This is a genomic window from Corynebacterium sp. TUM25015, assembly GCF_056393505.1.
The window spans coordinates 1,578,736-1,601,773 of sequence record NZ_CM150783.1 but is presented as its reverse complement, the minus strand read 5'-3'; the positions used below and the strand labels follow the sequence as shown (position 1 = coordinate 1,601,773).

Annotated in this window: 16 protein-coding genes; 11 read left to right on the top strand and 5 right to left on the bottom strand. The window is 58.6% G+C overall.

The features are described 5' to 3' along the window. Entirely contained in the window at positions 1–2,130 is a 2,130-nt protein-coding gene (gene uvrB / locus AC06DS_RS07250; RefSeq protein ID WP_477100368.1) for an excinuclease ABC subunit UvrB, read from the bottom strand. 91 nt (positions 2,131–2,221) lie between these two features. Here uvrB and AC06DS_RS07245 point away from each other — a divergent pair, with 91 nt between their 5' ends. Continuing rightward, positions 2,222–3,190 (top strand): YdcF family protein, encoded by a 969-nt coding sequence (locus AC06DS_RS07245; protein ID WP_477100367.1) that lies wholly within the window; start codon positions 2,222–2,224, stop codon positions 3,188–3,190. A 3-nt stretch (positions 3,191–3,193) separates the two neighbouring features. Here the strand turns inward: AC06DS_RS07245 and coaE are convergent, their stop codons facing one another. Beyond that, positions 3,194–3,778, bottom strand: a complete 585-nt coding sequence (coaE, locus tag AC06DS_RS07240; RefSeq protein ID WP_477100366.1) for a dephospho-CoA kinase — start codon at positions 3,776–3,778, stop codon at positions 3,194–3,196. Positions 3,779–3,794: 16 nt separating this feature from the next. Further along, a complete protein-coding gene (locus AC06DS_RS07235) occupies positions 3,795–4,142 on the bottom strand; it encodes a hypothetical protein (protein ID WP_477100365.1) in 348 nt (115 codons plus the stop codon). A 61-nt stretch (positions 4,143–4,203) separates the two neighbouring features. Between AC06DS_RS07235 and AC06DS_RS07230 the strand changes: the two genes are divergently transcribed. Continuing rightward, positions 4,204–5,457, top strand: a complete 1,254-nt coding sequence (locus AC06DS_RS07230; protein ID WP_477100364.1) for a DUF4185 domain-containing protein — start codon at positions 4,204–4,206, stop codon at positions 5,455–5,457. 29 nt (positions 5,458–5,486) lie between these two features. On the opposite strand, the gene AC06DS_RS07225 is transcribed toward AC06DS_RS07230, so the two are convergent. After that, positions 5,487–6,803 (bottom strand): acetyl-CoA C-acetyltransferase, encoded by a 1,317-nt coding sequence (locus AC06DS_RS07225; protein WP_477100363.1) that lies wholly within the window; start codon positions 6,801–6,803, stop codon positions 5,487–5,489. A 261-nt stretch (positions 6,804–7,064) separates the two neighbouring features. On the opposite strand from AC06DS_RS07225, the gene AC06DS_RS07220 reads away from it, so the two are divergent. After that, entirely contained in the window at positions 7,065–8,387 is a 1,323-nt protein-coding gene (locus tag AC06DS_RS07220) for a 3-oxoacyl-ACP reductase (protein ID WP_408926057.1), read from the top strand. A 44-nt stretch (positions 8,388–8,431) separates the two neighbouring features. Beyond that, positions 8,432–9,361: a MaoC family dehydratase gene (locus AC06DS_RS07215; protein WP_477100362.1), complete on the top strand. Its 930-nt coding sequence runs from the start codon at positions 8,432–8,434 to the stop codon at positions 9,359–9,361. A 149-nt stretch (positions 9,362–9,510) separates the two neighbouring features. Here AC06DS_RS07215 and AC06DS_RS07210 read toward each other — a convergent pair whose 3' ends face one another. Then, the gene (locus AC06DS_RS07210; protein WP_477100361.1) at positions 9,511–11,016 is read right to left on the bottom strand and encodes an EsaB/YukD family protein; all 1,506 of its coding nucleotides are present in this window, start codon (positions 11,014–11,016) and stop codon (positions 9,511–9,513) included. A gap of 117 nt (positions 11,017–11,133) precedes the next feature. Here AC06DS_RS07210 and eccCa point away from each other — a divergent pair, with 117 nt between their 5' ends. From eccCa to AC06DS_RS07175, 7 genes are all read left to right on the top strand, one after another. Continuing rightward, positions 11,134–15,189 (top strand): type VII secretion protein EccCa, encoded by a 4,056-nt coding sequence (gene eccCa, locus AC06DS_RS07205; RefSeq protein ID WP_477100360.1) that lies wholly within the window; start codon positions 11,134–11,136, stop codon positions 15,187–15,189. 277 nt (positions 15,190–15,466) lie between these two features. Continuing rightward, positions 15,467–16,168: a hypothetical protein gene (locus AC06DS_RS07200; RefSeq protein WP_473963951.1), complete on the top strand. Its 702-nt coding sequence runs from the start codon at positions 15,467–15,469 to the stop codon at positions 16,166–16,168. A 3-nt stretch (positions 16,169–16,171) separates the two neighbouring features. After that, positions 16,172–16,489 carry a hypothetical protein gene (locus AC06DS_RS07195; RefSeq protein ID WP_448308356.1) on the top strand — a complete coding sequence of 106 codons (318 nt, stop codon included), beginning with the start codon at positions 16,172–16,174 and terminating at the stop codon, positions 16,487–16,489. Between the two features lie 3 nt (positions 16,490–16,492). After that, entirely contained in the window at positions 16,493–16,798 is a 306-nt protein-coding gene (locus AC06DS_RS07190; RefSeq protein WP_434817236.1) for a WXG100 family type VII secretion target, read from the top strand. A gap of 160 nt (positions 16,799–16,958) precedes the next feature. Next, a complete protein-coding gene (locus AC06DS_RS07185; RefSeq protein WP_434817235.1) occupies positions 16,959–17,294 on the top strand; it encodes a WXG100 family type VII secretion target in 336 nt (111 codons plus the stop codon). Between the two features lie 48 nt (positions 17,295–17,342). Next, the gene (locus tag AC06DS_RS07180) at positions 17,343–17,636 is read left to right on the top strand and encodes a WXG100 family type VII secretion target (protein WP_034966005.1); all 294 of its coding nucleotides are present in this window, start codon (positions 17,343–17,345) and stop codon (positions 17,634–17,636) included. A gap of 80 nt (positions 17,637–17,716) precedes the next feature. Then, positions 17,717–23,035, top strand: a complete 5,319-nt coding sequence (locus AC06DS_RS07175; protein ID WP_477100359.1) for a DUF6531 domain-containing protein — start codon at positions 17,717–17,719, stop codon at positions 23,033–23,035. Positions 23,036–23,038 lie beyond the last annotated feature (3 nt).

Here is a 23,038-nt window from a genome sequence, read left to right as displayed (position 1 = left end):
TTACAACCCAGCTTCGATCATGCCCCGAAGTTCCTTTTTTAGGTCTGCAATTTCATCGCGCAAGCGACCAGCAAGTTCAAACTTCAGCTCCTTGGCCGCCGATTTCATCTGCTCGGTCATCTCTTGGATGAGCTTTTCTAGCTGTGGACGTGCCATTGGCTCATCGGTGGAGCCGCGTACCAGCACCCAATCTGCTTCGGGCGATTCGCCCTTGCCACCGGAGGTGGTATCGGCGTCATTTCCTGCTTCTGCCTCAAGCTCCGCAACCTGATCCAAGATATCGGCGATCTTCTTGCGCAAGGGTTGCGGGTCAATTCCGTGCTCCTTGTTGTAGGCGATCTGCTTGGCACGGCGGCGCTCCGTTTCGTCGATGGCGTACTGCATGGAGTCAGTGACCTTGTCCGCGTACATGATGACTTCGCCCGAGACGTTGCGGGCTGCGCGACCGATGGTCTGGATCAGGGATCGTTCGGATCGCAGGAAGCCCTCCTTGTCCGCATCCAAAATAGCGACCAGCGATACTTCTGGCAGGTCAAGCCCCTCACGCAGCAGGTTGATACCGACCAGTACGTCGAATTCGCCGAGGCGTAGCTGGCGCAGCAGCTCCACGCGCTTGAGCGTGTCGATATCCGAGTGCATGTAGCGCACCTTTACACCATGTTCCAGCAGGTAGTCGGTTAGGTCCTCTGCCATTCGCTTGGTCAGGGTGGTCACCAGCACACGCTCGTTCTTCTCGGTTCGCTGACGGATCTGCTCAATCAGATCGTCGATCTGGCCTTCGGTTGGACGCACCTCTACCTTCGGATCCACGAGGCCAGTCGGACGAATGACCTGCTCCACATATTCGCCTTGGGCGGCGGCAATCTCGTAATCGCCGGGGGTCGCGGACATATAGACGCACTGGCCTTTACGATCGTCGAACTCCTCCCATGTCAATGGCCTGTTATCCAGGGCACTAGGAAGGCGGAATCCGTGCTCCACCAGGTTGCGTTTGCGGGACATGTCGCCTTCGAACATGCCGCCGATCTGTGGGACGGTCACGTGTGACTCATCGATGATGGTGAGGAAGTCCTCCGGGAAGTAGTCGATTAGCGTAGCGGGCGCAGACCCTGCCGCGCGTCCGTCAATGTGGCGGGAGTAGTTTTCGATACCGCTGGTGAAGCCCACCTGTTGGATCATCTCCAGGTCGTACTCGGTGCGCATGCGCAGGCGCTGAGCCTCCAACAACTTGCCGCGGTTTTCCAACTCCTCCAGCCGCTGCGCCAGCTCCTCCTTAATCGCCTGCATAGCCTTTTCCATGCGTTCCGGACCCGCCACATAGTGAGTGGCTGGGAAAATGCGCAGTTCGTCAACCTGGCGAATCACGTCTCCCGTCAAGGGATGGATGTAGTACAGCGCATCAATATCATCTCCGAAAAACTCCACACGAACTGCCAGTTCCTCGTAGGCGGGGATGATGTCTACCGTGTCGCCCTTGACGCGGAAGGTGCCGCGGGTAAAGGCGACGTCGTTGCGGGAGTATTGGATATCCACCAGCAGGCGCAGGAACCGATCGCGTTCGACCTCCTCGTCGACCTTCAAGACCACCGAGCGGTCCAGGTAAGACTGCGGGGTGCCGAGGCCGTAGATGCAGGAGACCGAGGACACAACCACCACGTCCCGGCGCGACAACAGCGCGGAGGTCGCGGAGTGGCGTAGGCGCTCCACGTCTTCGTTAATGGAGGAATCCTTTTCGATGTACGTATCCGTCTGCGCGATATACGCCTCTGGTTGGTAGTAGTCGTAGTAGGAAACGAAGTATTCCACTGCATTGTTTGGCAAGAGGCTTCGCAGTTCGTTGGCCAGCTGTGCCGCCAATGTCTTGTTTGGCGCCATCACGAGGGTGGGGCGCTGTTCCTTCTCAATTAGCCACGCCGCGGTCGCGGACTTACCGGTACCGGTGGCGCCCATCAGCACCACGTCGCGCTCGCCTCTGTTTAACCGCTGGTGCAGTTCCTCGATCGCCTTCGGCTGATCGCCAGCGGGTTGATAGTCGCTGATGACTTCGAACTCCGCATTCGATCGCTCGACCTCCCCCACGGGACGGAACTCGGAGTACGACAGTTCTGGACGTTCTGCTGCAAAGGCCATGCGCACCAGTCTACGTGTCACCTAGGACGGCACTCACTACCTCGCTCCCTTTGCCCAGCGCATCTGTCCTCGCCACTCTAAGGTAATTCACATGAATCTCTCTTCCCGTGCGCGCTTTTCTTCCCTCGCTTCTTTCCTCGCCGTCACTCTCTTTGCGGCGCCTCTTGTCGCACCGTCTGTCGCCCCCGCTGTAACCCCTACTGCCACAGCCGCACCTGCCATTCCACCTATCGTTGCCGGCACCGCGCCGATTGGCCCCAACACCGTCGTTATTCCTGGCGAGCTGTTGCCGGTGGGCCCCAGCGGGGCTCGCACTGCCCGCACTGTTGATGACGCCTACTCCGCAGCTGCCATAGCCGCTCAGTACATGAACAAGGATCCTCGCCCGGCGCTTGCTAGACTCTCCCCAGCTCGACGTACCGAGATCAAGCACATCCTGAGGGTATTGGAAGCTCCCGTCCAAAAGCCTGGAAAGTCCACCAGTCCGCGCGCAACCGTGGTTGTCCTCGGTAATGGTCTCAACCCGGACGGTTCTGTACACCCGAACCTACAGCGCCGCCTGGAGGTAGCCCGGGACTACGCCCTAAAGCACCCCGCTAGCCCTATCATCACCTCGGGTGGAAAGACCGAACATGGCCACGTAGAGGCCCAGGCGATGAAGAATTGGCTAGTCAAGGCTGGCATTTCCCCACAGCGCATTCATGTGGAAGGCAACTCCTGGTCCACCATCAGCAACGCATGGCACAGCGCGAAGGTGTTCGCTCGCATAAACAAGCATGCCACCAGCGCTCCCCGCAGTACGGCGTTGCCTCGCCAGCTGGTCATCGCGACCACCGATAGCCACCTGCACCGAGGTGTAAGTGACTACCGCATCGCCTTCGGCCCCCGTACCACCGTTTATGGCCTGGCGTCGAAGTCCGACCCAGTGCAGCAGCGGAACCTAGCCAAGGAACGCATGTCCCGCTACCGCGACGCGGTGGGATTGTATATCTTCCCGGAGACAGTTGTAGCCGACGGCCTTCCGCCAATCTTCGGAGCTGGTATCCCCCGCTTCTGGTAGGTTTTACAGCCCGTCCCAGAAGTCATCGACCTGAGTCAGCAGGTCTTCCAAACTGCCGGAGTTGTCTAACACCGTATCTGCAGCACTTAGGCGAGTCTCCCGATCGATCTGGGCGGCGATGCGGCGCCGGGCGTCGTCCTCATCCAGGCCGCGGTGCTGAACGAGGCGTTCGATGCGCAGCTCATCGGGAGCATCCACCACCAGTACATGATCGACCTTATTCACCTCGCCATTCTCAATGAGCAAGGGCATGTCGTAGACCAATACTTCCGCACCCGATTCCCTGCCCTGTTTGAATAGCTCCTCCGTGCGCGCACGAATACGCGGATGGGTGATCGCGTTGAGCTTCTTTGTGGCTTCCGGGGTAGCAAAAGCCTGGCGAGCCAACTCAGCACGGTTCAGCGTTCCATCGGGGTTTAACACCCCATCAAAGGCCTCCGCCAGCTCAGCCAAAGCTGTCTGACCTGGTTCGACGATCTCGCGCGCCACCAGGTCGGCGTCAACAATAAAAGCACCGAGCTCCGCCAACCGCGACGAGACGGTTGACTTGCCCGATCCGATTCCACCAGTTAGCCCAATTGTGATCATGAAGCCATGCTAGCGGCTACAGGGAACCGGAAATGGTGTTCCCGGCCAAACGGCACTGGTAGTAGCTGGCGGCGAGGTTGCCGAAATCGACGCGCAAAGCATTGGCCTTGTAGATATCCTGCTCCGCGACGGCGGCATCCCACTTCTTACGCACCTCGTCAATCTGCTGATTCAGGTTCTGGCATGCCTTCGGCACTCGCGAGGAGCTGCCGGAGCTGCCCGTCGCAGGCACCTCGACGGTGGGAAGCGGCTGGAGGGTCTCAGGTGCAGTGCCAGAGTCCGCAGCACCAGCGAGTCCCGCTGCAGTGGAAAAGGTTAGGCAGGTAGCGGCGACGATGGAAGCGATGCGAGAGGATTTAGCCATATGGGTGAATATAGCGAAGCTCCCCAGGCGGTGCAGCACAACATGTGTAAACATTAGCTTCATGAAGAACACATTCAGCGCCCGTCGCTCCCTCGCAGCTACCCTCTCCACCGGCACAATCCTCGCCACCGCATCCGTGGTGACCGCCCTTTCCACAGGTCACGCCGCCGCAGACCCATGCTGGACCTACACCCCCACCATGAGCGATGGCCTGGCAGCTAGCAGCACCGGTTCCCTGGCAGGCAGCCTGGGTCAACCGCAATGGCTCACCGGTAAGCCCGAAGGAATGCCAAAGGTCACCGGCAACACCGAGGCACTGCATATGCTCACGGGGCGCTTTGGGCCAGATCGCACTGACAAGACCGGGCTTAGCTCCACCGACCTGGGCATCATGTGGGATTCCGGAGACGGACGCGTGCTCGCCGCCTTCGGCGACTCCTTCCGCTGCGGGGCCGGTAACAATGGCTGGCACTCCAATGCGCTGTACGAAACGGACGACATGGACCCCTCTAACGGGATCTACCTGACCGGCCCTGCCACTGGAAGTCGCTCCGAGGAGTTCCTCCCCGCATCGCTGAAGATCGACGGAGTGGAGAAAACCATTATTCCTACCGCCGGCATTGAGGTTAACGGTGCACAGTATGTGGACTTCATGTCCGTCCGCGACTGGGGTCGCCCAGGACAGTGGCGCACCAACTACGCCGCGACCGCGAAGTCCACTGATGGCGGCAAGACCTTCTCTGTGATCCGCAATTCCTACCGCAGTAGTTCCGTGGCCTCTGGGGATAGCCGCTTGCCAGACTTCCCCGCTCACTCCCCCGGCGCCGATAACTTCCAGATGACGGCCTTTGCTAAGCCTCCTCAAGGCACGGCTGCCGAGGACGGCTATGTGTACGTCTATGGAACCCCTTCGGGGCGCTCGGGCCAGGCTCGGTTGGCGCGCATCAGCGAAGCGGAGTTCCCCAACTTCAGCTCTGCAGAATTCTGGGATGGCCAAGGATGGACCACTCGAATGGACGCGGCGAAAACTGTGCTGGACGGGCGAGTTTCCGAACTATCGGTGCAGTACAACAAGCACCTCGGCAAGTGGTTGGCTCTGTACGAAACCACCCAGGGCATGGTACTGCGGCAGGCCGATAAACCAGAAGGACCCTGGAGCAGCGAGAAAACACTGATCTCCAGGGCCCAGGTGCCGGATATCTACGGCGGTTTCATGTACCCACACCAGACTGACGGGAACCTGTACTGGGTAGCCACGTCGTGGAATAGCTACAACGCTGTGGTGTACAAGACCGATCTGGCGAAGGTCTTCTAGCGCTGCGAGAGCGCTAGGGCGCTAGCGCATTAGCGCTCGATGATGGCGACGATGCCCTGACCACCTGCAGCGCAGATGGAGACCAGGGTGCGGCCACCGCCGTTTTGCTCCAGCACCTTCGCAGCGGTAGCGATGATGCGGCCGCCGGTAGCGGCGAACGGGTGGCCAGCTGCCAGGGAGGAGCCCTTGACGTTCAGCTTCTCGCGGTCGATAGCGCCCAGAGCGCCGTCCAGCCCCAGACGCTCGCGGCAGTACTCGTCGGACTCCCATGCCTTCAGGGTGGCGCAGGTCTGGGAAGCGAAAGCCTCGTGAATCTCGTAGAAATCGAAATCCTGCAGGGTGAGATTGTTGCGCTTCAGCAGGCGAGCCACCGCATAGGTCGGGGACATCAGCAGGCCATCCGGGGTCATGCCATCCCGGCCGCTGATGAAGTCTACGGAAGCAATCTCGGAATCAACCAGGTAAGCCTTCACCGGAAGGTTGTGCTCTGCAGCCCATTCCTCGGAGGAGATCAGGACTGCGGAAGCGCCGTCGGTCAGCGGGGTGGAGTTACCAGCGGTCATGGTGGCCTTGGTGCCGTGCTGCTCAGCGTCCTTCTTGCCGAAGACCGGCTTCAGCTTAGCCAGCTTCTCCACATTGGAGTCCGGGCGCAGGTTGGTATCGCGCTGCACGCCCAGGAACGGGGTGATGAGGTCCTCGAAGAAGCCCTCGTCGTATGCCTTGGCCAGCTTCTGGTGGGATTCTGCCGCCAGCTGGTCCTGCTCCTCGCGGGTCAGGCCGAACTCGCGGGCGGTGATGGCCGCATGGTCACCCATGGACAGTCCGGTGCGGGGCTCGCCGTTGTTCGGCTGCTCCGGGGCCAGCTGGGAGGGGCGGATCTGGCCGACCAGCTTCAGGCGGTCGGTGGTGGTCTTTGCGTTGTTCAGCTTGATCAGGGTCTTGCGCAGCTGATCGTTAACAGCCAGCGGTGCGTCGGAGGTGGTGTCCACACCACCGCCGATGCCGGACTCGATACGTCCCAGGGCGATAGCGTCGGCAACCTGAACCAGGGCAGCCAGGCCGGTGCCGCAGGCCATCTGCAGGTCGAAGGCCGGGGTGGTGGAGGACAGTGCGGAGCCGAGGACGGTCTCGCGGGTCAGGTTGAAGTCGCGGGAGTGCTTCAGCACGGCGCCGGCGACAACCTGGCCCAGCTCCTCGCCCTGCAGGCCATAGCGTGCGACCAGGCCATCGATGGCGGCGGTCAGCATGTCTTGGTTAGACGCGTTCGCGTACTCCTTGTTGGAACGTGCGAACGGGATGCGGTTGCCGCCCAGGATGGCGACCTTGCGGGGTGCTCCGTTAGTCATATTTTTGTGTCACTCCATCGAAGAATGTGAATTGAAAGAACGTTTTCCTACACGGTGTGCTCGATCACACCGTATGGTTATACATGAGAACATACATTGTCACGGCTATGCACGTGTACGTATTGCCGACAAGACTTGTATATTTCGCGCTCACTTGCCGCACATTGCGATGAGGAAGCGTAAATCTCCACGTAGTCTTCAACCACATACTTCTATCGACATGAGGAGTTTAAGCTAGTGCCTGAAAACCAGGATGCATACCTGAAGTTCATCAACTCGGATCTCGGCAAGAAGGTCTCCAAGCAGGTTGGCCTGCCGGTACCGACGAAGCTGCGTCGTTACAAGGAGGGCGAGCCCGCCCTGGACGGTCGCGTACTGCTGGGTGGCTCCGGTCGCCTGATCGGCCGTATCGAGGAGCTGCTTGCCGACGATTACACCGTCTCCACTTCTGCTGGCGATAACAAGTACGCCGGTCTGGTCTTCGACGCCACCGGCATCACCAAGCCAGAGGATCTGCGCCAGCTGTACGACTTCTTCCACCCGGTCATGCGCCAGCTACAGCCCTGCGCACGCCTGCTGGTTATCGGCACCACCCCGGAACTGATCAACGACGTTGACGAGCGCATCGCTCAGCGTGCCCTGGAGGGCTTCACCCGCTCCGTCGGTAAGGAGCTGCTGCGCGGCGCTACCATCCAGCTGGTCTACACCGCTCCGGACGCTGCCGCCGATCTGGCTGGTCTGGAGTCCACCCTGCGCTTCGTGCTGTCTGCTAAGTCTGCCTTCGTGGATGCACAGGTTATTCGTGTTGACGCCCAGTCTGCGTCCGCCCCGGCTGATTGGAACAAGCCTTCCGAGGGCAAGATCGCTGTGGTTACCGGCGCTGCCCGTGGCATCGGCGCCACCATCGCAGAGGTGCTGGCTCGCGACGGCGCAAAGGTCATTTGCGTGGATATTCCGCAGGCTGGCGAGGGCCTCGCCGAGACCGCCAACAAGGTCGGCGGCACTGCACTGCCGCTGGACGTTACTGCGGCAGACGCTGCGGACAAGCTGAAGGAGCACGCTGAGGCTCGCCACGGCGGCCCAGTCGACATCATCGTTCACAACGCTGGTATCACCCGCGATAAGCTGCTGGCCAACATGGACGAGGGTCGCTGGGATTCCGTTATCGCCGTGAACCTGGTTGCACCGGTTCGCATCACCGAGAAGCTGCTGGAGAACGGTGGCCTGGCCGACAACGGTCGCGTCATCGGTGTGGCCTCCATTGCCGGTATCGCCGGTAACCGTGGTCAGACCAACTACGGTGCTACCAAGGCCGGCGTGATCGGCTTTGTCGATTCCTTCTCCGACAAGCTGGCTGACCGTGGCATCACTGTCAACGCTGTTGCTCCGGGCTTCATCGAGACTCAGATGACCGCTGCTATCCCGTTCGGCACCCGCGTCGGTGGCCGTCTGCTCTCCTCCCTGCAGCAGGGTGGCGAGACCGTGGACGTTGCCGAGACCATTGCCTACTTTGCTTCCCCGGCTTCCCAGGCTGTCACCGGCAACGTTGTCCGCGTGTGTGGCCAGGCAATGCTGGGAGCCTAAGCCGAGCCTCTTCGAGCGAGCTGTAGAGAAAGGAGCCACGACTAGTGGTTGACTACAAGAAGCTGGACTCCATCCCGGTTCTGATGGAGGAATACCGCAATGCAGTCAAGGATGTTGTTCCGGGTGTGGGTAGCTCTCGCAGCGCCAAGGAGAACCCAAAGACTGCGTTCAAGGTTGAGGGCGTCAAGATCAACGTGCCCGAACTAGCGGCCTACAACGCGGCAACGGGCCTGCGTCTGCGCAACGAGCTGCCGCTGACGTACCCGTACGTGCTGAGCTTCCCTATCGTCATGAAGATCCTGACGGCCAAGGACTCCCCCGTCAACGCCGTGGGGCTGGTGCACCTGACCAACCGCATCGAGCAAACCCGCGACCTGACCGTGGATGACGTACTGGATATCCGCGTACACGCGGAGAACCTGCGCCCGCACACCAAGGGCGTGTTGCTGGATGTTGTCACCGTTGTCTCCGTAAACGGCGAGGACGTATGGAAGCAGACTAGTGGCTTCCTATCCAAGGGTGCGAAGCTGTCTAGCTCCTCCCCTTACAAGGACAAGCAGCCGACCGACGGCCGTATTCTGGAGCCGGCTGAGTTCGACGAGTACAACGCAACTCCTACCGCGAAGTACCGCGTGACCCCGGCGGATATTCAGGAGTACGCGCAGGCTTCGGGTGACAAGAACCCGATCCACGTCTCCGGCATCGGCGCGAAGGCTTTCGGCTTCCCGGCCGTCATCGCGCACGGAATGTGGTCCGCCGCCACGATGCTGCGTGGCTTGGAGGGTGTGCTGCCGTCCGCCGTACGTTTCAGCGTGGAATTCGCCAAGCCCGTCACCCTGCCGACCTCCGTGGCGTTCTTTGCCGAAGCCGCCGGCGACAAGGCCTACCCGCGCCCCAGCGAGTGGGATCTGCAGCTGCGCAAGGCTTCCAAGTTGAGGACTCTGCATGCAGTGGGCAAGGTAGAGAAAATCTAGCCACCGTAAGTTGGGTTGACCGAACTGGCTGGACAGCTGCCGTTTAGATAAGTTTCGGTAGAATACGCTGGTTCTAAAAGAGCTCGTGGTGCGTACATCGCGCCACGAGCTTTCTTTTATCTATCGCCAGGGTCCTAGTAGAACGACGCCTAACTGACCGCCCAGTAGTAGGTCAGCACACCTTGCCCGATCAGGACGATTGGGATGAAGGCAAGGGACGCCACCACGTCAATGAATGTGATGACTTTGGCCATGCGAGCCTCGGCTAGTTCGTCCGGCTGACGATTCGCGATAAAGGCTAGAACAATCAGCGAGATGACGGTGACCAGGGCGGCTGCAGCCCATGGTTGCCAACTATCAGTAGCACCGTTGAAGACCCACGCATTCACACCAAACTCATCAGTGGAGTCCTTGCCAGACTGCGTTTGGTCACCTGAGAGCCAATGCACGAAGCTGCCAGCGCTCATGGCGAGGCCAATGATTCCGGCGATGAGCAGAGGGCTAATGATGCGAGCATCCGAAAAGCCATTCGTACGCAGGATCAAGATGATCGCCAGCAGGGCTGCAATGAGCCCCTGTTGCCAGTAGCTGCTTGAGTTGAGAACAAGAACAATGAGGGCGCCCATGATTGTTGCGGCCCAGCTAATACCGCGACTAATTGCTTCAGTGCGCAGGGCGGCAGCGCGAATGGATTCGCGGCTAATGGATTCACCTGCGTCACTGCGACGCAGCATCGCGGCAAGCCCGGTGCTACTGATGGCAAGAGTCGACGTGGTCAGTAGCATCGCAATAGGCAGCCAGGCTGTCCACGCAGCCAGCGCAAAAGGACTTGCTCCAAGGAAGGTTGCCAGGCCGAAGACCGCCGCAGCAACGGCGACGATCCCGGCTGCAACCGCTGTAGCTGTCGCTTGCCTACTCAGCGCGATCCAAGCTGCGACGGCTGTACAGAGCGCAGTGATGCTAATTGTCCAGGCTAGCCCTGGCGCACTTTCCACGGGGCGTAACACGGCTGCAGAGACAATGAACCCAAAGATAGGCAGGGCCCACGCCAACTTCTGAGCCCACGGACGCGGCTTCCACAGGGCAATCCCGATTGCCAGGAGGGTCAGGATAGTAGCGGTCACGACGCTTGTGATTCGACCTGAATTCCACGCCTCCACAACGTGTCCGCCGGCTGACGAGCTATACCCAAAGCCAAGCCCTGCGAGACTACTACCCCACACACTCTTGAGTGCGACGAAGCCAACCAGCGTAATAGTGGCCAACATAGTTGCCAGCAGTCCATCTGTGCGGGTGGTTCCAGACCACGCAAACTGGGAGGCTCCAATGGTGCTGCGCATTTCGGCCATGATGTCATCGACAAATGGTGCGTGGGCGGCTTCAGCTCGCTGCGACAGGTAAAGCTTGTGCCCGTCCAGCACCTCATAGTCTTCGAGAGAGCGCTCAGCGTTGATAATCCCCGTTTCTGGGGAGGACAATACCCACAGGTGCGCGGTAGCTTCCACGTCTGCGGTAAATTTGGAATCTGCTACTCGTCCCCGGAACAGTTCCACCACGTCATCGAGGTAGTCGATAACGGGCCTGTGTGCTGGGAGGCTGACATCCAGTTGATGGTCTTGCCAAAACACACTTAATCTCACAAACATCGCAGACATAGTAGTAATGATTACATGGATTGTCGTGTGGCACGTGGCTGGGTGCCCTTGTATGCGCCTAGTGGCCGATTGTCCTGTTGATCCCCGATACGTGCGTAGAGAGTTTTTGCTGAAGTAATGTCCACCAAAATTATTCACCGTCCGGCCCGCGCGAATCGAGCCATAATGCCACAAGGGCCGTTGGAGTTGGCTCAGATTCCAACGATTCGTTCCAATGGCGCGGCGGCGAATGCGGTTACGTTCCTGCTACCAGTTATTGGTGGCATGGGCATGGTGCTCATGATGATGTCGTCCGGCAACCCTATCCGCATGGCCATTGGCTCGGTGATGTTCGTGATGGTGATTGTCAGCGCGCTGGTGATGTTCGCGCGTTCGCGCACGGGCAAGCGCAAGGAGGCCGAAACAGCCCGCGTTCGTTTCTTGGAGCACCTGAAGGAAATGGAGGCGAAGGCAAAAGACAAGGCAACTGAGCAACAAAAAGTCGCAGCAATGCGCAGCCCCGAGCCAGGCGCGCTGCAGGATGCCATTCGAAATCCCTTCCGTCTGTGGGAGCGGCGTCGTGGTGACGAAGATGTTTTGGTCACCCGCATCGGATCAGGAACGTGCCAGCTGGCGTGCGGCATCAAGGTGAAGGAGGCCACGGATCCGTTGGCCATTCCGGAGCCGATCTCCCAAGCGCACGCAGAACGCATGCTGAAGCGTACTCAAACCGTGGAGAATACTCCCATCGCCATTCCCGCCCGTGGCGTGGTCAGTTTGGTGGGATCCCCACAGCTGACAACGGAGGCCCTCCGCACGATTGTCACCCAGGCGGCGGTGTTTCATGCTCCTGACGATGTGCGTTTCCACTTTGCATTGCCGTTGGCTGATCATGCGGATACGGCAGATTGGGCGCTGTGGCTTCCTCATATCTTGAGTGAGGACGAGTTTGATGGCCCTCTGGGTAAGCGCCAGGTGAGCCACGATGAAACTTCTGCCCAATCGTTGCTTCAGGAGGTGGAGCGCCGCAATGACGAGTTGAAGGAGCGCGCCCGGTACCAAATGAAGTCTCTGGAGGAGCCTTTCATTGTGGTGGTGCTGAACATGGACTCCGAGCATGGGCGCTGGCTGGAGGGCCAGTTGTCTCAGGTGTTGAGCCTGGAGAAGGCCCGTATTGCTGTGCTGGCCACGTCTCTGCGTCAGCAGGACGAGCCGAGCCACGTGGACGTTCGTGTAAGCATTGAGGATTCCCGCGAATTCCAGGTTCAGCTGATCGACCGTGGTGAGGTGCGCGAGCCCAAACCTGGCGAGGATGGCTTTGTAGAGCGCATGCTGTATGGAGGTTTTCGTGGCCGGTTGGATGAGGTCTCCCCTGCCTTAGCGGAATCCGTAGCGCGTTCGCTTTCACCTCTACGTTTGGTGGAGGATGCCACGCCCGACGCTCCGCTTGAACAGACCATCGGCTTGGATGCGATGCTGGGCATTGATGACTTTGCCACCTACGACATTGCCCACCAATGGAGTCCGGGTGGCGCGGATGAGTTCTTGAAGGTGCCTTTTGGAATTGACGCCGAGGCGCAACCGATCTACCTAGATATTAAGGAATCGGCGAGATCCGGAATGGGTCCACACGGCCTATGTGTGGGTGCGACCGGTTCGGGTAAGTCTGAGGTGCTGCGCACCATCGTTTTGGCTCAGGTCATCAACCATCATCCCGATCAGCTGTCGCTGGTTCTGGTGGACTTTAAGGGTGGCGCGACCTTTGCCGGCTTGGAGCCACTCCCTCATACGGCTGCGGTGGTGGATAACTTGGCGGACGAGGCTGGCTTGGTGGATCGCCTGCATGATTCAATTTTGGGCGAGATTCAGCGTCGCCAGCATGTTCTACAAAAGGCTGGCAACTTGGCCAATGTTGCGGAGTACAACGCCATTCGACAAAAGCAGATCGACCAGGATGGCTCAACCTCTATGGATCCTCTGCCTGTCCTGTTTGTAGTGATTGATGAGTTTGGTGAGCTTCTGGCAGCCAAGCCGGAGTTTATCGAATTGTTTGTGCAAATCGGGCGCATCGGCCGTTCCATTGGCGTGCACCTCCTCTTGGCTTCTCAGCGTTTGGAGGAAGGCCGCCTGCGCGGCTTGGAGTCTTACCTGTCCTACCGCATAGGCCTGCGTACGTTTTCCGCATCCGAATCCCGCACGGCCATTGGTTCCACGGCAGCCCACGAGCTTCCCCCAATTCCCGGTTCGGGTTATTTGAAGGTGGATCCGGATATCTTTGACCGCTTTAAGGCCGCTTATGTGTCGGGACCGTACACGTCCTCCGCATCCCAGGAGGAGCGCGAGCTTCCACCTGTTCCGATGCCTCTGGAGCTAGAGAATACGACGGAAAGCTGGCTGCAGCAGCGTGTTGAGGCTCACCAGCTCTCGCTGGCTACGAATGCCAAGAGGTCGGCGGATATCCCACCGACGGTAGAACCAACTACGACGTTGGAGCTGGTTGTGTCCCGCTTGATCCCCGCTGCGGCTCCTACCCGTCAGATTTGGCTTCCTCCGGTTCCTGACAGGATCGATCTTGGCTCGGCGTTGGGCCAGGTAGAGCTCACATCTGACCGCGGCATGCGTGCTCAGCGCACCGGTCAATTGCAGATTCCACTGGGGCTAAAGGATAAGCCTTTGGAGCAGTGGCAGGGCCCGCTTGTTGTCGATCTGGCGGGTTCGCAGGGCAATGTCGCTATCATGGGTGCTCCCCAATCTGGCAAGACGACAACGGTGAAGTCTCTGGCCCTGTCCACGGCTCTTACTCACACTCCTGCGGAAGTGTCCATGTACATCGCGGACCTGAATGGTTCGGCGTTCACCGCGTTTGCAGAGCTTCCTCATGTTGGTGATGTGGCAACTCGTTTTGATGAGGATAAGCTGCGCCGCATGTTTTCTGAGATGCTGCAGTTCCTCGCCGATCGCGAGCGTATTTTCGCTGAGCATCGCTTGTCCAGCGTGGAAGATTTGCGGGTTGCACACGCGGCGGGCCGTCTTCCGGAGCTGCCCAGCGCGGATGTCTTCCTCATTATCGATGGCTGGGCCACTCTTCGTCATGACTTTGAGGATCTGGCAGAGCAGGCTCAGAACTTGGCTGCCCGTGGCCTGGGCTATGGCGTACACGTGGTGTTTGCAACGGGACGCTGGGCAGATTTCCGACTGCAGCTGCAGGCTGTAATTGGCACCAAGCTGGAACATCGCCTGAATGATCCTCTGGATTCCTCGATCGGGAAGAAGCCACAAGAACAGTTGGCGGGACAGCCGACGGGTCGCATTTTGTCGGCGGACAAGCTGTTTTCCCATGTGGCAAGCCCTGTGCTGGACCAGCCAGATGTGGTTCGGGAGCAGTCCACGCAGGCGTTGATTTCCGCGATTGCTCAAGCAAGCCCATTTAAGTCTGCGCCTGCGGTACGCATGTTGCCGGAGAAGGTAATGCTGCAGGAGTTGATTGAGGCCAGCGGCGGTCAGCCTGCTGTGGTGGCGTTGGCGGAATCAACGTTGCAGCCGGTGCGCTTCGATTTGGATGGCGCTCAGCGTCATTTGTTCATTGTGGGTGAGCATGCGTCAGGCAAGACTACGGCGCTTCGCGCGTTGATGTCGGAGGCAATTCGTGGCAAGCAACCGGGCCAGGTGATGTTTGGTATTTTCGACGCCCGCCGCACCTTGCTTGGCGAGTGTCCTGAGGAGTTCCTGGGTGAGTACGCTGGCACAAAGTCCGCGGCGGAGTTATTGGCAAAAGGTATCGCTAAGGAGCTGGAGAGGCGTTTGCCGCCTGCGGATGTAACGCAGGAGCAATTGCGCAATCGGTCGTGGTGGCAAGGCCCCGAAATCTACATTGTGGTGGATGACTTCGAGCAGTTCGAGGGAACCAATAACCCGCTCCGGCCACTGGTTCCCTTCCTTTCCCATGGCACAGATATTGGTCTTCACGTGTGGATTGCACGCCGCGCGGCTGGTGTGTCGAGAGCCACGTATGACACGTTTGCACAAGGCATCCGGGACAACGGTGCAAATGGTTTGCTGCTCAGCGGCGAGAAGCAAGAAGGTGCTGTATGGCCGAAGGTGTACCTGCAGCAGTTACCGGCTGGGCGCGCACAGTGGGTGCGTGGCTCGGGCCGTGTGGAGTTGGTCCAGCTTGGTTTCTGCTCCCCCAATTAGAGGGCACCATAGGTAAACCTAAAGCGAACTACACCTTATATAAACCTAATTTTCACATAAGATTTTGTCCGGCAGTTAGTCCAAAATATTATCTAAACATACCCAAACCGTGCTGTCATACCTGCAGATTTCCCATCGCTTAGGATTCTCTAATCCAAGTTCCCCAACCTTCCCTTTTATCGAGATTTGCCATGCGATCTCGAGGCTCAGCTGGCATCCTCGAAGAGGTATTCAAGATTGACGGTGCGATTGAGTGAATTAAAGAGGAGAAGGCTTTATGGCCAATTCGGTCACGTCGCCTGTGCGGTTCCACCCGGACGCCCCACGTCCACGGTTCCTTTGGCAAGCCTCCCTCCCCACAAACTGGGTTCGTATTGACACCCATCCAGAGGCTTCACCACACCGTTTGTCCCAGATTGCGGAGAATTACATTCCTGGCCATCGCTTGAAGCGAGCCGAACAAAAGCTGGTGCTTCAGCAGCTCGAGCAGCTGGTTAAGGCTGCCCGCGATGGAAACATTCTACTAACGCTCATCCTCCCTGGCCTGTCGGAGGATGGGGAGGCAACGTCGGCAACGCTGCTCTTGCGGTGGTACGACAGCTCCCCTGAGTTTGCTAGCCTGCGCACCGTGGAGCAGGCATTTTCTACGAAGGACGCGACCACACAACAGTGCACAACCCCTAAGGGCACGGCCTATCTGTATTCATCCAACACCACTCAGACAGGTCCAATATCTCAGCGGCGCAAGACATTTAACCACCAGGCGTTTCTTCCCATTCCCTCCACCACCTGGACGCTGGTCATTTCTGGAACGGCTCCAGATGAGGAGACTGGTGAATTGCTGGGCAACATCGTAAAGCGTGTGGCCAACAGTGTTCAGGCACATCCAGAGACGTTGGGTGAAACGTTTGAAGGTCTGGATCTACTCGATTCGAATTTCTTCGCTGGTAGCCAGGAAGCTTTGCAGGAACAGGAGTAAGGCATGTCCGATTTCATTCAAGTCCCTTTGCAATCTCTGCGTGATATTGCAAACAATCTCGCCGGAATGAAGGCCGATCTAGAAGGAGATAAGACAGGTGCCGACCTTCTGTCTGGTGTGGACACCGTCCACGGTCACAAGATCCAGCAGGCGGTGGCCGAATACTTCGGCGAGTGGGATGGCCCACGCAAGCGCCTTCTAGAAAACGTCGGGAAGTTGGGCGATGTGTCGGGAAAGATCGCCGACGTCACTCAGCAATACGATGACGAATCCGCAAATGGTTTCAACCAGTTTGCCGCCAAGCTCAAGGGAAAGGAATAGCACATGTCTGGCGCTACGTATTATGCGTTCCGCGATTCGGCGGCAGATTCCACAAAGGGCGATATCAAAACGGTGATGGGCGAAATCGCGAATACTTTGGAAGACATCGACAACTCGATTGAAGATCTTCGTGGCGGTTGGGAGGCTACTGAGGCCGATGCGTACTACGAGATCATCACCAAGTGGAAAGAAGGCGCCACCAATTTGAAGGACGTCCTCGCGGACGTTCAAGATGCCTTGCAAAACATGAAAGATGGCAATACACAGCTTCGCGAAGGAATTTCCAAAGTGCTTGATGAAACCAGTTAGCTCAGTTAGCTAATGTCACGCGCGGGGTGCATGCGGGTGAAGGTCGGAAATCTTCTCTCGCGTTTGTTATTCCAGCACCGAACTGACTGCGCACCAACCTGTACAAGTTTTTCACCACTATTGACGAGCCCGAGTTGTCGGACTCGCGCAAGGAGTAATCATGGGTAGCGAACACCTTTCCGTTGAACACAGTGCCGTTTCTGGTCACGTATCTTCTCTGCAGACCAACCACCAGAACCTAATGGACCAGTCTTCTAAGTTCTTGGAGGCTTTGGAGCCGTTGAAGGGATCCTGGAAAGGATCCTCTGTTGGCGCTTGGGACAATATGACTCAGGCATGGTCGGACAACATGGATCAAGTTAAGCAGGCTTTGGAAGAGCTGACAGGTCGCGTTGATGAAGCTGGCAAGTCCTACCAGTCGGGTGAGGAAGAGCAGACCAACGCGCTGCAGCAAAAATTCGCCGGCATGAATTTCCAGCAGGGCAACATTCTCTAACCAACCACTGTCACCACATCTTCATTCGTAGAAAGGTTAACGTCCACCATGGCTGTGTATGCATACAACAATTCCGATGCCGAGTCCACGTCTGGCGATCTCAATGGCGTAATGAACCAGATCGAGTCCACCCTGTCGGAGATGGATTCTGATATTCGCAAGCTAGCTTCCAGCTGGGAAGGCTCCGAGCAGGAGGAATACTCCCAGGTTCACGGTAAGTGGTCTTCCGCTGCACATAACCTGAAGGAAATTCTGGGCCAGATTCGCGGCGCGCTGGACGAAAACACCCAGTCTGTCGCTGAAACTCGTGGTCGCGCTTCCCAAGCCATCGCTGGTTCCTAAGAGGGCTAGACCTTCTAGCCTCTTCATTCTATTTCCCCTTTTCTTTAGACCTGATTAAGACCAGAGGATTTTAGCCCGTCATGCCTGCACTGCCGCTGCTTCCTTTTGCTACGTACGCCGTTAAAAACTTCCACATTGGTGGAAACGTTGTCGCAGTCGGCGAGTCCGCGCGCCGGTATACCCATTTTGGCTCCCAAGCGTCGCTTGCCGCATCTGCCATGCGGACTATCAATGATGGCGGGTTCGAAGGCTCCGAAGGCGACCGTTTCAAGGAACTGCTAAATGCAGACTTCCCTAGCCACCTGGATGTCACCGGCGAGTCACATTCTGGTGTTGGGCGAGCCATCGGTCTTTATGAAGGTGCATTGCAGACTGCCCAAACTGAGATGGGCACGCTGGCTGGCACGGCAATGGGTACTCACGCTGAGCACCAGGCGGCAGTTGTGGCGTTTAATGCTGCTGAGGCCAATGCCGCGCGTGCCCGCGTAACGGCAACTGCTGCAGCCGCTACGGCAGTGGGCACCGCAATGGTTCCTGGTGTTGGCGCTGCCACAGCAGCAGCTGCGGCATCAGCTGAGACAGAGGCAAATGCCGCTCACACTGCGATGGAAGCCGCACGTCTCAAGTTGGATACCATACGCGCTGTCTGGGATGGTCATATTTCATCGTCCGATACCATTAAAGCCACTCTCGGCGGAGAAGTTGATTCCGCGGTAAGCATTATCGCAACGCAGGCCAGAGCAGACTTTGACGATAATCCGAACTGGCTGGAGCGCGCATGGCAGAAGACCAAGGATTGGGTGTCTGATCATGCTGATGTTCTCGCCGCTATTTCTGACATCATGCAGATTGTCGGTTCCGTGTTGCTTCTTGTTCCTGGTCTTCAGGCAATCGGTGCGGGACTGTTGATTGCTGGCATTGGGCTGAAGGCGTTGCTTGCAGCAACGGGCAACGCGTCGTGGGGTGAGGTACTTTTCGACGTGGCGACTTCCTTGCCTTTTGCCGGTATAGCCAAACTTGCGAAAGCAGGAAAGCTTGGCAACACCGTTGCCAAGGCAACTCACGGCATGGGCAAGGCAGCGTCCGCTGTAAAGGCGGCGGCGAAGTCCGGTGCCAACTCGGCTGCACTGAAGATGGCGAATGGAGCCAGCCGTGTCGCAGGCGAGGCTGGCGAAAAGTTCGCCAAGTCTGCCTATTCAAAGATCACCCGCGGCGGCCAGATTTGCTTCGCTGCTGAGCCTGTCGATATGGCGACGGGCAACATGGTCGATTTCACTCAAGACATCAACATCCCTGGCATCTTGCCGCTGATCATCGACCGAAATGCTAATTCTGCGCACGAGTTGGGACGAGCTTTGGGCTCCAAGTGGGTCTCGCGCATGGATGTGCATATTGAGATCTTGGATGACGAAGTCCTCATGGTCTCCCCCGATGGTGCGCTGTTGACGTTCCCGCCAGCCCCAACGGACGGATCCGAGGTTCGCGCGGACGGCCGCGCATGGCTGCTTTCGTTTGCAGATGGTGCCTACCGTGTGCGCAATGTAGCGGAGGGAATCACCTACGTATTTTCTGTTTCTGGTGACGGGAGCTACGTCACTACATCGGGCGTGGAGGACCGTTCCCCCGCAGCCGATGGAAATTCGGCAGGCGCAGGATTGCGCACAGGCTCTTTCGCCGCTGATCTTGGTTTGGGCTTCACCGTTGGTGTGACGGCGTTGGTTCACCACACCGGCGCGGCCATCACGTACTCCTGGGATCAGGCCACTGGCCAGATGCGAGACATCACACGCAGCGATGGAACTCACTTGTCTTTGGTCTGGGATCACGCTACGAACCGTGTGGCTTCCATTTGGGTTGATAACCAACAGACTCACCCTGACGAAGCACCTCAGCGGTTGATCTCTTATGAATACGACGCTGCCGGTCAGCTCATTCGCGTGGTGAACTCCCATGCTGGTGTATTGAGCTACTTCTACGATGAGCAAGGCCGTACTGCTGGTTGGCGTGACCGGAATGGTGCTGCGTATCACTACCGCTACGATGACCACGGCCGTGTTACCGCCCAAGTCGGCACCGGTGGTATGTTCCCCAACATCCTCTACTGGGGCGACGACACCGGCGACGACGCACCCGCTGGTGGTTCGGTTTGTGTTCTCATCGAAACCGCCGGCGACTTCACCGGCGACCCCCTAGAAACCGGCGATAGTGTCGTTGACACTTACCTCGACCGCCTCCACAACCTCCCCCTCTACCAAGCCCTCCTCAACGGCGGACTAGAACAAGCAGGACTCACCGGACGCGGTCGCACCACCAACCGCGACACCACCACAAACTGGACCATCCCCACCGACTGGCTGACCGACGACCTCCTCGGCGACATCCGCCCCACCGTCTACCGCGCCACCGCCGCAGGCGACGTCTGGCGCATCATCACCCCCGAAGGTGGTATCCAAGACACCACCTACACCGACCACCACCTCCCAGCCACCGTTACCAACGCGGCTGGTGCCACCACTTGCTACACCTACGACGACAACGACCTGATCACCCACACCACCTACCCCGACGGGACGACCACAACCATCGAACCCGGCACCTGGGGCATGCCCGTACGCATCACCGGCCGCGACGGACACACCACCGACTACCACGTCGACACCTTCGGCATGACCACCGCCATCACCACCGCCGACGGAGCCACCACCACCTACACCTATGACCTGCGCCCCACCGGCATCGTCCCTGCAACCATCACCAACCCTGATGGAGCGACCACCCACATCGACTGCGATAACGCAGGCCGCACCATCGCCATCACCGACCCCGCCGGCCGCCGTACCAGCCACACCCTCAACGTACGAGGCCTTATCACCGACACCCTCGACCCAGACGGCAACACCACCCGTATCGACTACACCCCTGAGGGCTGGCCCACCACACTCACCCATCCTGATGGCACCACCCTCACCGCCACCTACGACGGCGAAGGCAACCAACTGACCACCACCAACGAAACCGGTGCGACCACCACAACCACCTACACCGTCTTCGACAAACCAGCCACCACCACCGACGCCACCGGTGCGACTACAACCATCACCTACAACACCCAAATGCAACCCGTGGCCATCACCAACGCCGACGGCCACACCTGGACCTACTCCTACAACCTCGACGGGGACATCACCCAACAAACCGACTACAACGGTATTGTCACCACCAACACCACCAGCCCCGACGGGCTCGTCTCCGAGGTCACCACCCCAGCGGGAACAACCACCACCACTCGTAACCAGTTGGGACTGACCACCAGCATTGATGATGCGTCCGGCACCACACTGTTTGACTACGATCCCTTAGGCCGCCTGACCAGCATCACCAACCCGGCCGCGACCGTCACCTACACCCGTGATGCCTACGGCCGAGCCATTAGTGAAACCACACGCCTGGCCAGTGGCGAAGAAACCCGCCACACTCTCGAGCTCTCCCCCACGGGTATGGTCACCGGCGAACACCTCACCCTACCCACCGACCACACCATCACCACCGGCTACGGACGCAACGCTACCGGTGAGATCACCAGCAGCACCATCACCCAACACACCACCCCAGCGGTCACCCATGACCACCACACCGGTACAACCGACCCGGCAGGCCTGGATCACACTGGCCGACTGCTTGCCGAACTGACCTACACCACCAACACCCGCGGCCACCGCGCCACCACCGCCATCGACAACCTGGTACGCACCATTGACATCGATACCCGTGGACGTATCACTGGTGATCACACCAACCTGTTGGATTCGGCAACACCTGGCGGGCTTGCCCCTGTTGCTGGTCGTGACTTCACCTGGCGAGCAGACTCCACCCTCACTGCCATCACCGACCAACTGCGTGGCACCACCAGTTTCACCGTCGACGCTATTGGCCGTGCTACCAGTGCGACCCGCACACCCCAACCAACCACCACTAACCCCAGTGACCGGGGCTCCACCCCACCACACACTCCTGCACGAGCAGGCACTCCAGCACAATCAGGCTCTGCCACCGGGGTTTCCGCCCAGGAAAACTACTCCTTCACCCCGGCAGGTGTGCTGGCCTCTACTGCTGACGGGGTCATCGACTACCACAACACCCTGCCGGTCAAAGTCGGCCGGACTACCTACACCTACGACCAGGCTGGCCGTATCACCCGCACGGTAACCAAACGTCTGGGTAAGAAACCGTTGGTGCATCACTTCTTCTACGCCACCGGGGAACAACCCATCGGCTTTAGCTCAAGTGATGCTCCAGGAGTTGGCTACCGCTACACCTACGATGGTCTCGGCCGACGTGTAGCCAAAGAAACCATCAACACCACCACCGGCGAAGTTACCCACCGTGACGTGTTCACCCACACCGGTAACCAACTAGCAGCCGTCACCACCACCGTGGATACCACCGATCCGGCACGTGTGGGTGAAGGCTACGTGTGGACTACTGACCCTGCCACTGGTGAGACACATGGCCAGATCGCACTAACCAGTAACACCAGTGGCACCACATATGGCACCACAGGTAGCACCGGTGAGTATTCACACACCTCGGGCGGCCACTATGCAGAACCGGTTAACCCTGCCGCTGGTTGGTCCCAGGCTCGGGTTGATGCGACGTTCTACGCCCTAGTGTGTGATCTGGCAGGTGCACCACAGGAACTGATTAACACCACCACCGGTGTCATAGAGGGACACACCACCCAAACCTTGTATGGCAAGCGTACGTGGTCTGGTCGGTGTACCAGCCCGTTGTTGTTTGCCGGTCAGTACGAGGATGCTGAATCCGGGTGGGCGTACAACCGCTTCCGCTACTACAGTCCCACCTTGGGTGGCTACAACGCCCAAGACCCACTCGGACTCGCCCCACGCCTCGCCTCAACCCAGGGGTATGTCGACCACGCAGCACACTGGGTCGACGTACTCGGGCTCATGGCTCACAAAGCCACCCGCGGTATGCACCCTAGCGCCCCGCACCCCATTTATGATGGTCACAGGGTAAATGGTGAGTTCATGGGCCAGTCTTCGCTGACCAGAGATGGTATGTCTGCACACGCTGAATATTCTGAAACCATGAAGCCTCTAGGTTACGAAACCAATAGGTCATTGCCGAATAGCAACCAACGTCCAGACGCCTACAGGATAAATGAAGATAATTTCGTTACTGAAGTCCGTGAACTGAAGCCTGACACTCCAACAGGACGCCGCGCTGGTGCAGCACAGCTACAGAAATACGAGACTATTGCTAACCAGAACAACGCAAGAGTCTCCGAAGCTACCGGTAAGCCGGCCCCAACAGTTTCAAGCTACGCTGACTTCTATACAGTTGAAAACGGGAATTTTATATTTAAGCTCGGAAAATAAAAT

Coding starts and splice junctions, on each gene's coding strand:
- AC06DS_RS07190 (WP_434817236.1), top strand. CDS start 16,493: ATGTCTGGCGCTACGTATTATGCGTTCCGCGATTCGGCGGCAGATTCC.
- AC06DS_RS07235 (WP_477100365.1), bottom strand. CDS start 4,142: ATGGCTAAATCCTCTCGCATCGCTTCCATCGTCGCCGCTACCTGCCTA.
- coaE (WP_477100366.1), bottom strand. CDS start 3,778: ATGATCACAATTGGGCTAACTGGTGGAATCGGATCGGGCAAGTCAACC.
- AC06DS_RS07200 (WP_473963951.1), top strand. CDS start 15,467: ATGGCCAATTCGGTCACGTCGCCTGTGCGGTTCCACCCGGACGCCCCA.
- AC06DS_RS07210 (WP_477100361.1), bottom strand. CDS start 11,016: ATGTCTGCGATGTTTGTGAGATTAAGTGTGTTTTGGCAAGACCATCAA.
- AC06DS_RS07245 (WP_477100367.1), top strand. CDS start 2,222: ATGAATCTCTCTTCCCGTGCGCGCTTTTCTTCCCTCGCTTCTTTCCTC.
- AC06DS_RS07225 (WP_477100363.1), bottom strand. CDS start 6,803: ATGACTAACGGAGCACCCCGCAAGGTCGCCATCCTGGGCGGCAACCGC.
- AC06DS_RS07175 (WP_477100359.1), top strand. CDS start 17,717: ATGCCTGCACTGCCGCTGCTTCCTTTTGCTACGTACGCCGTTAAAAAC.
- AC06DS_RS07195 (WP_448308356.1), top strand. CDS start 16,172: ATGTCCGATTTCATTCAAGTCCCTTTGCAATCTCTGCGTGATATTGCA.
- uvrB (WP_477100368.1), bottom strand. CDS start 2,130: ATGGCCTTTGCAGCAGAACGTCCAGAACTGTCGTACTCCGAGTTCCGT.
- AC06DS_RS07180 (WP_034966005.1), top strand. CDS start 17,343: ATGGCTGTGTATGCATACAACAATTCCGATGCCGAGTCCACGTCTGGC.
- eccCa (WP_477100360.1), top strand. CDS start 11,134: ATGTCCACCAAAATTATTCACCGTCCGGCCCGCGCGAATCGAGCCATA.
- AC06DS_RS07230 (WP_477100364.1), top strand. CDS start 4,204: ATGAAGAACACATTCAGCGCCCGTCGCTCCCTCGCAGCTACCCTCTCC.
- AC06DS_RS07185 (WP_434817235.1), top strand. CDS start 16,959: ATGGGTAGCGAACACCTTTCCGTTGAACACAGTGCCGTTTCTGGTCAC.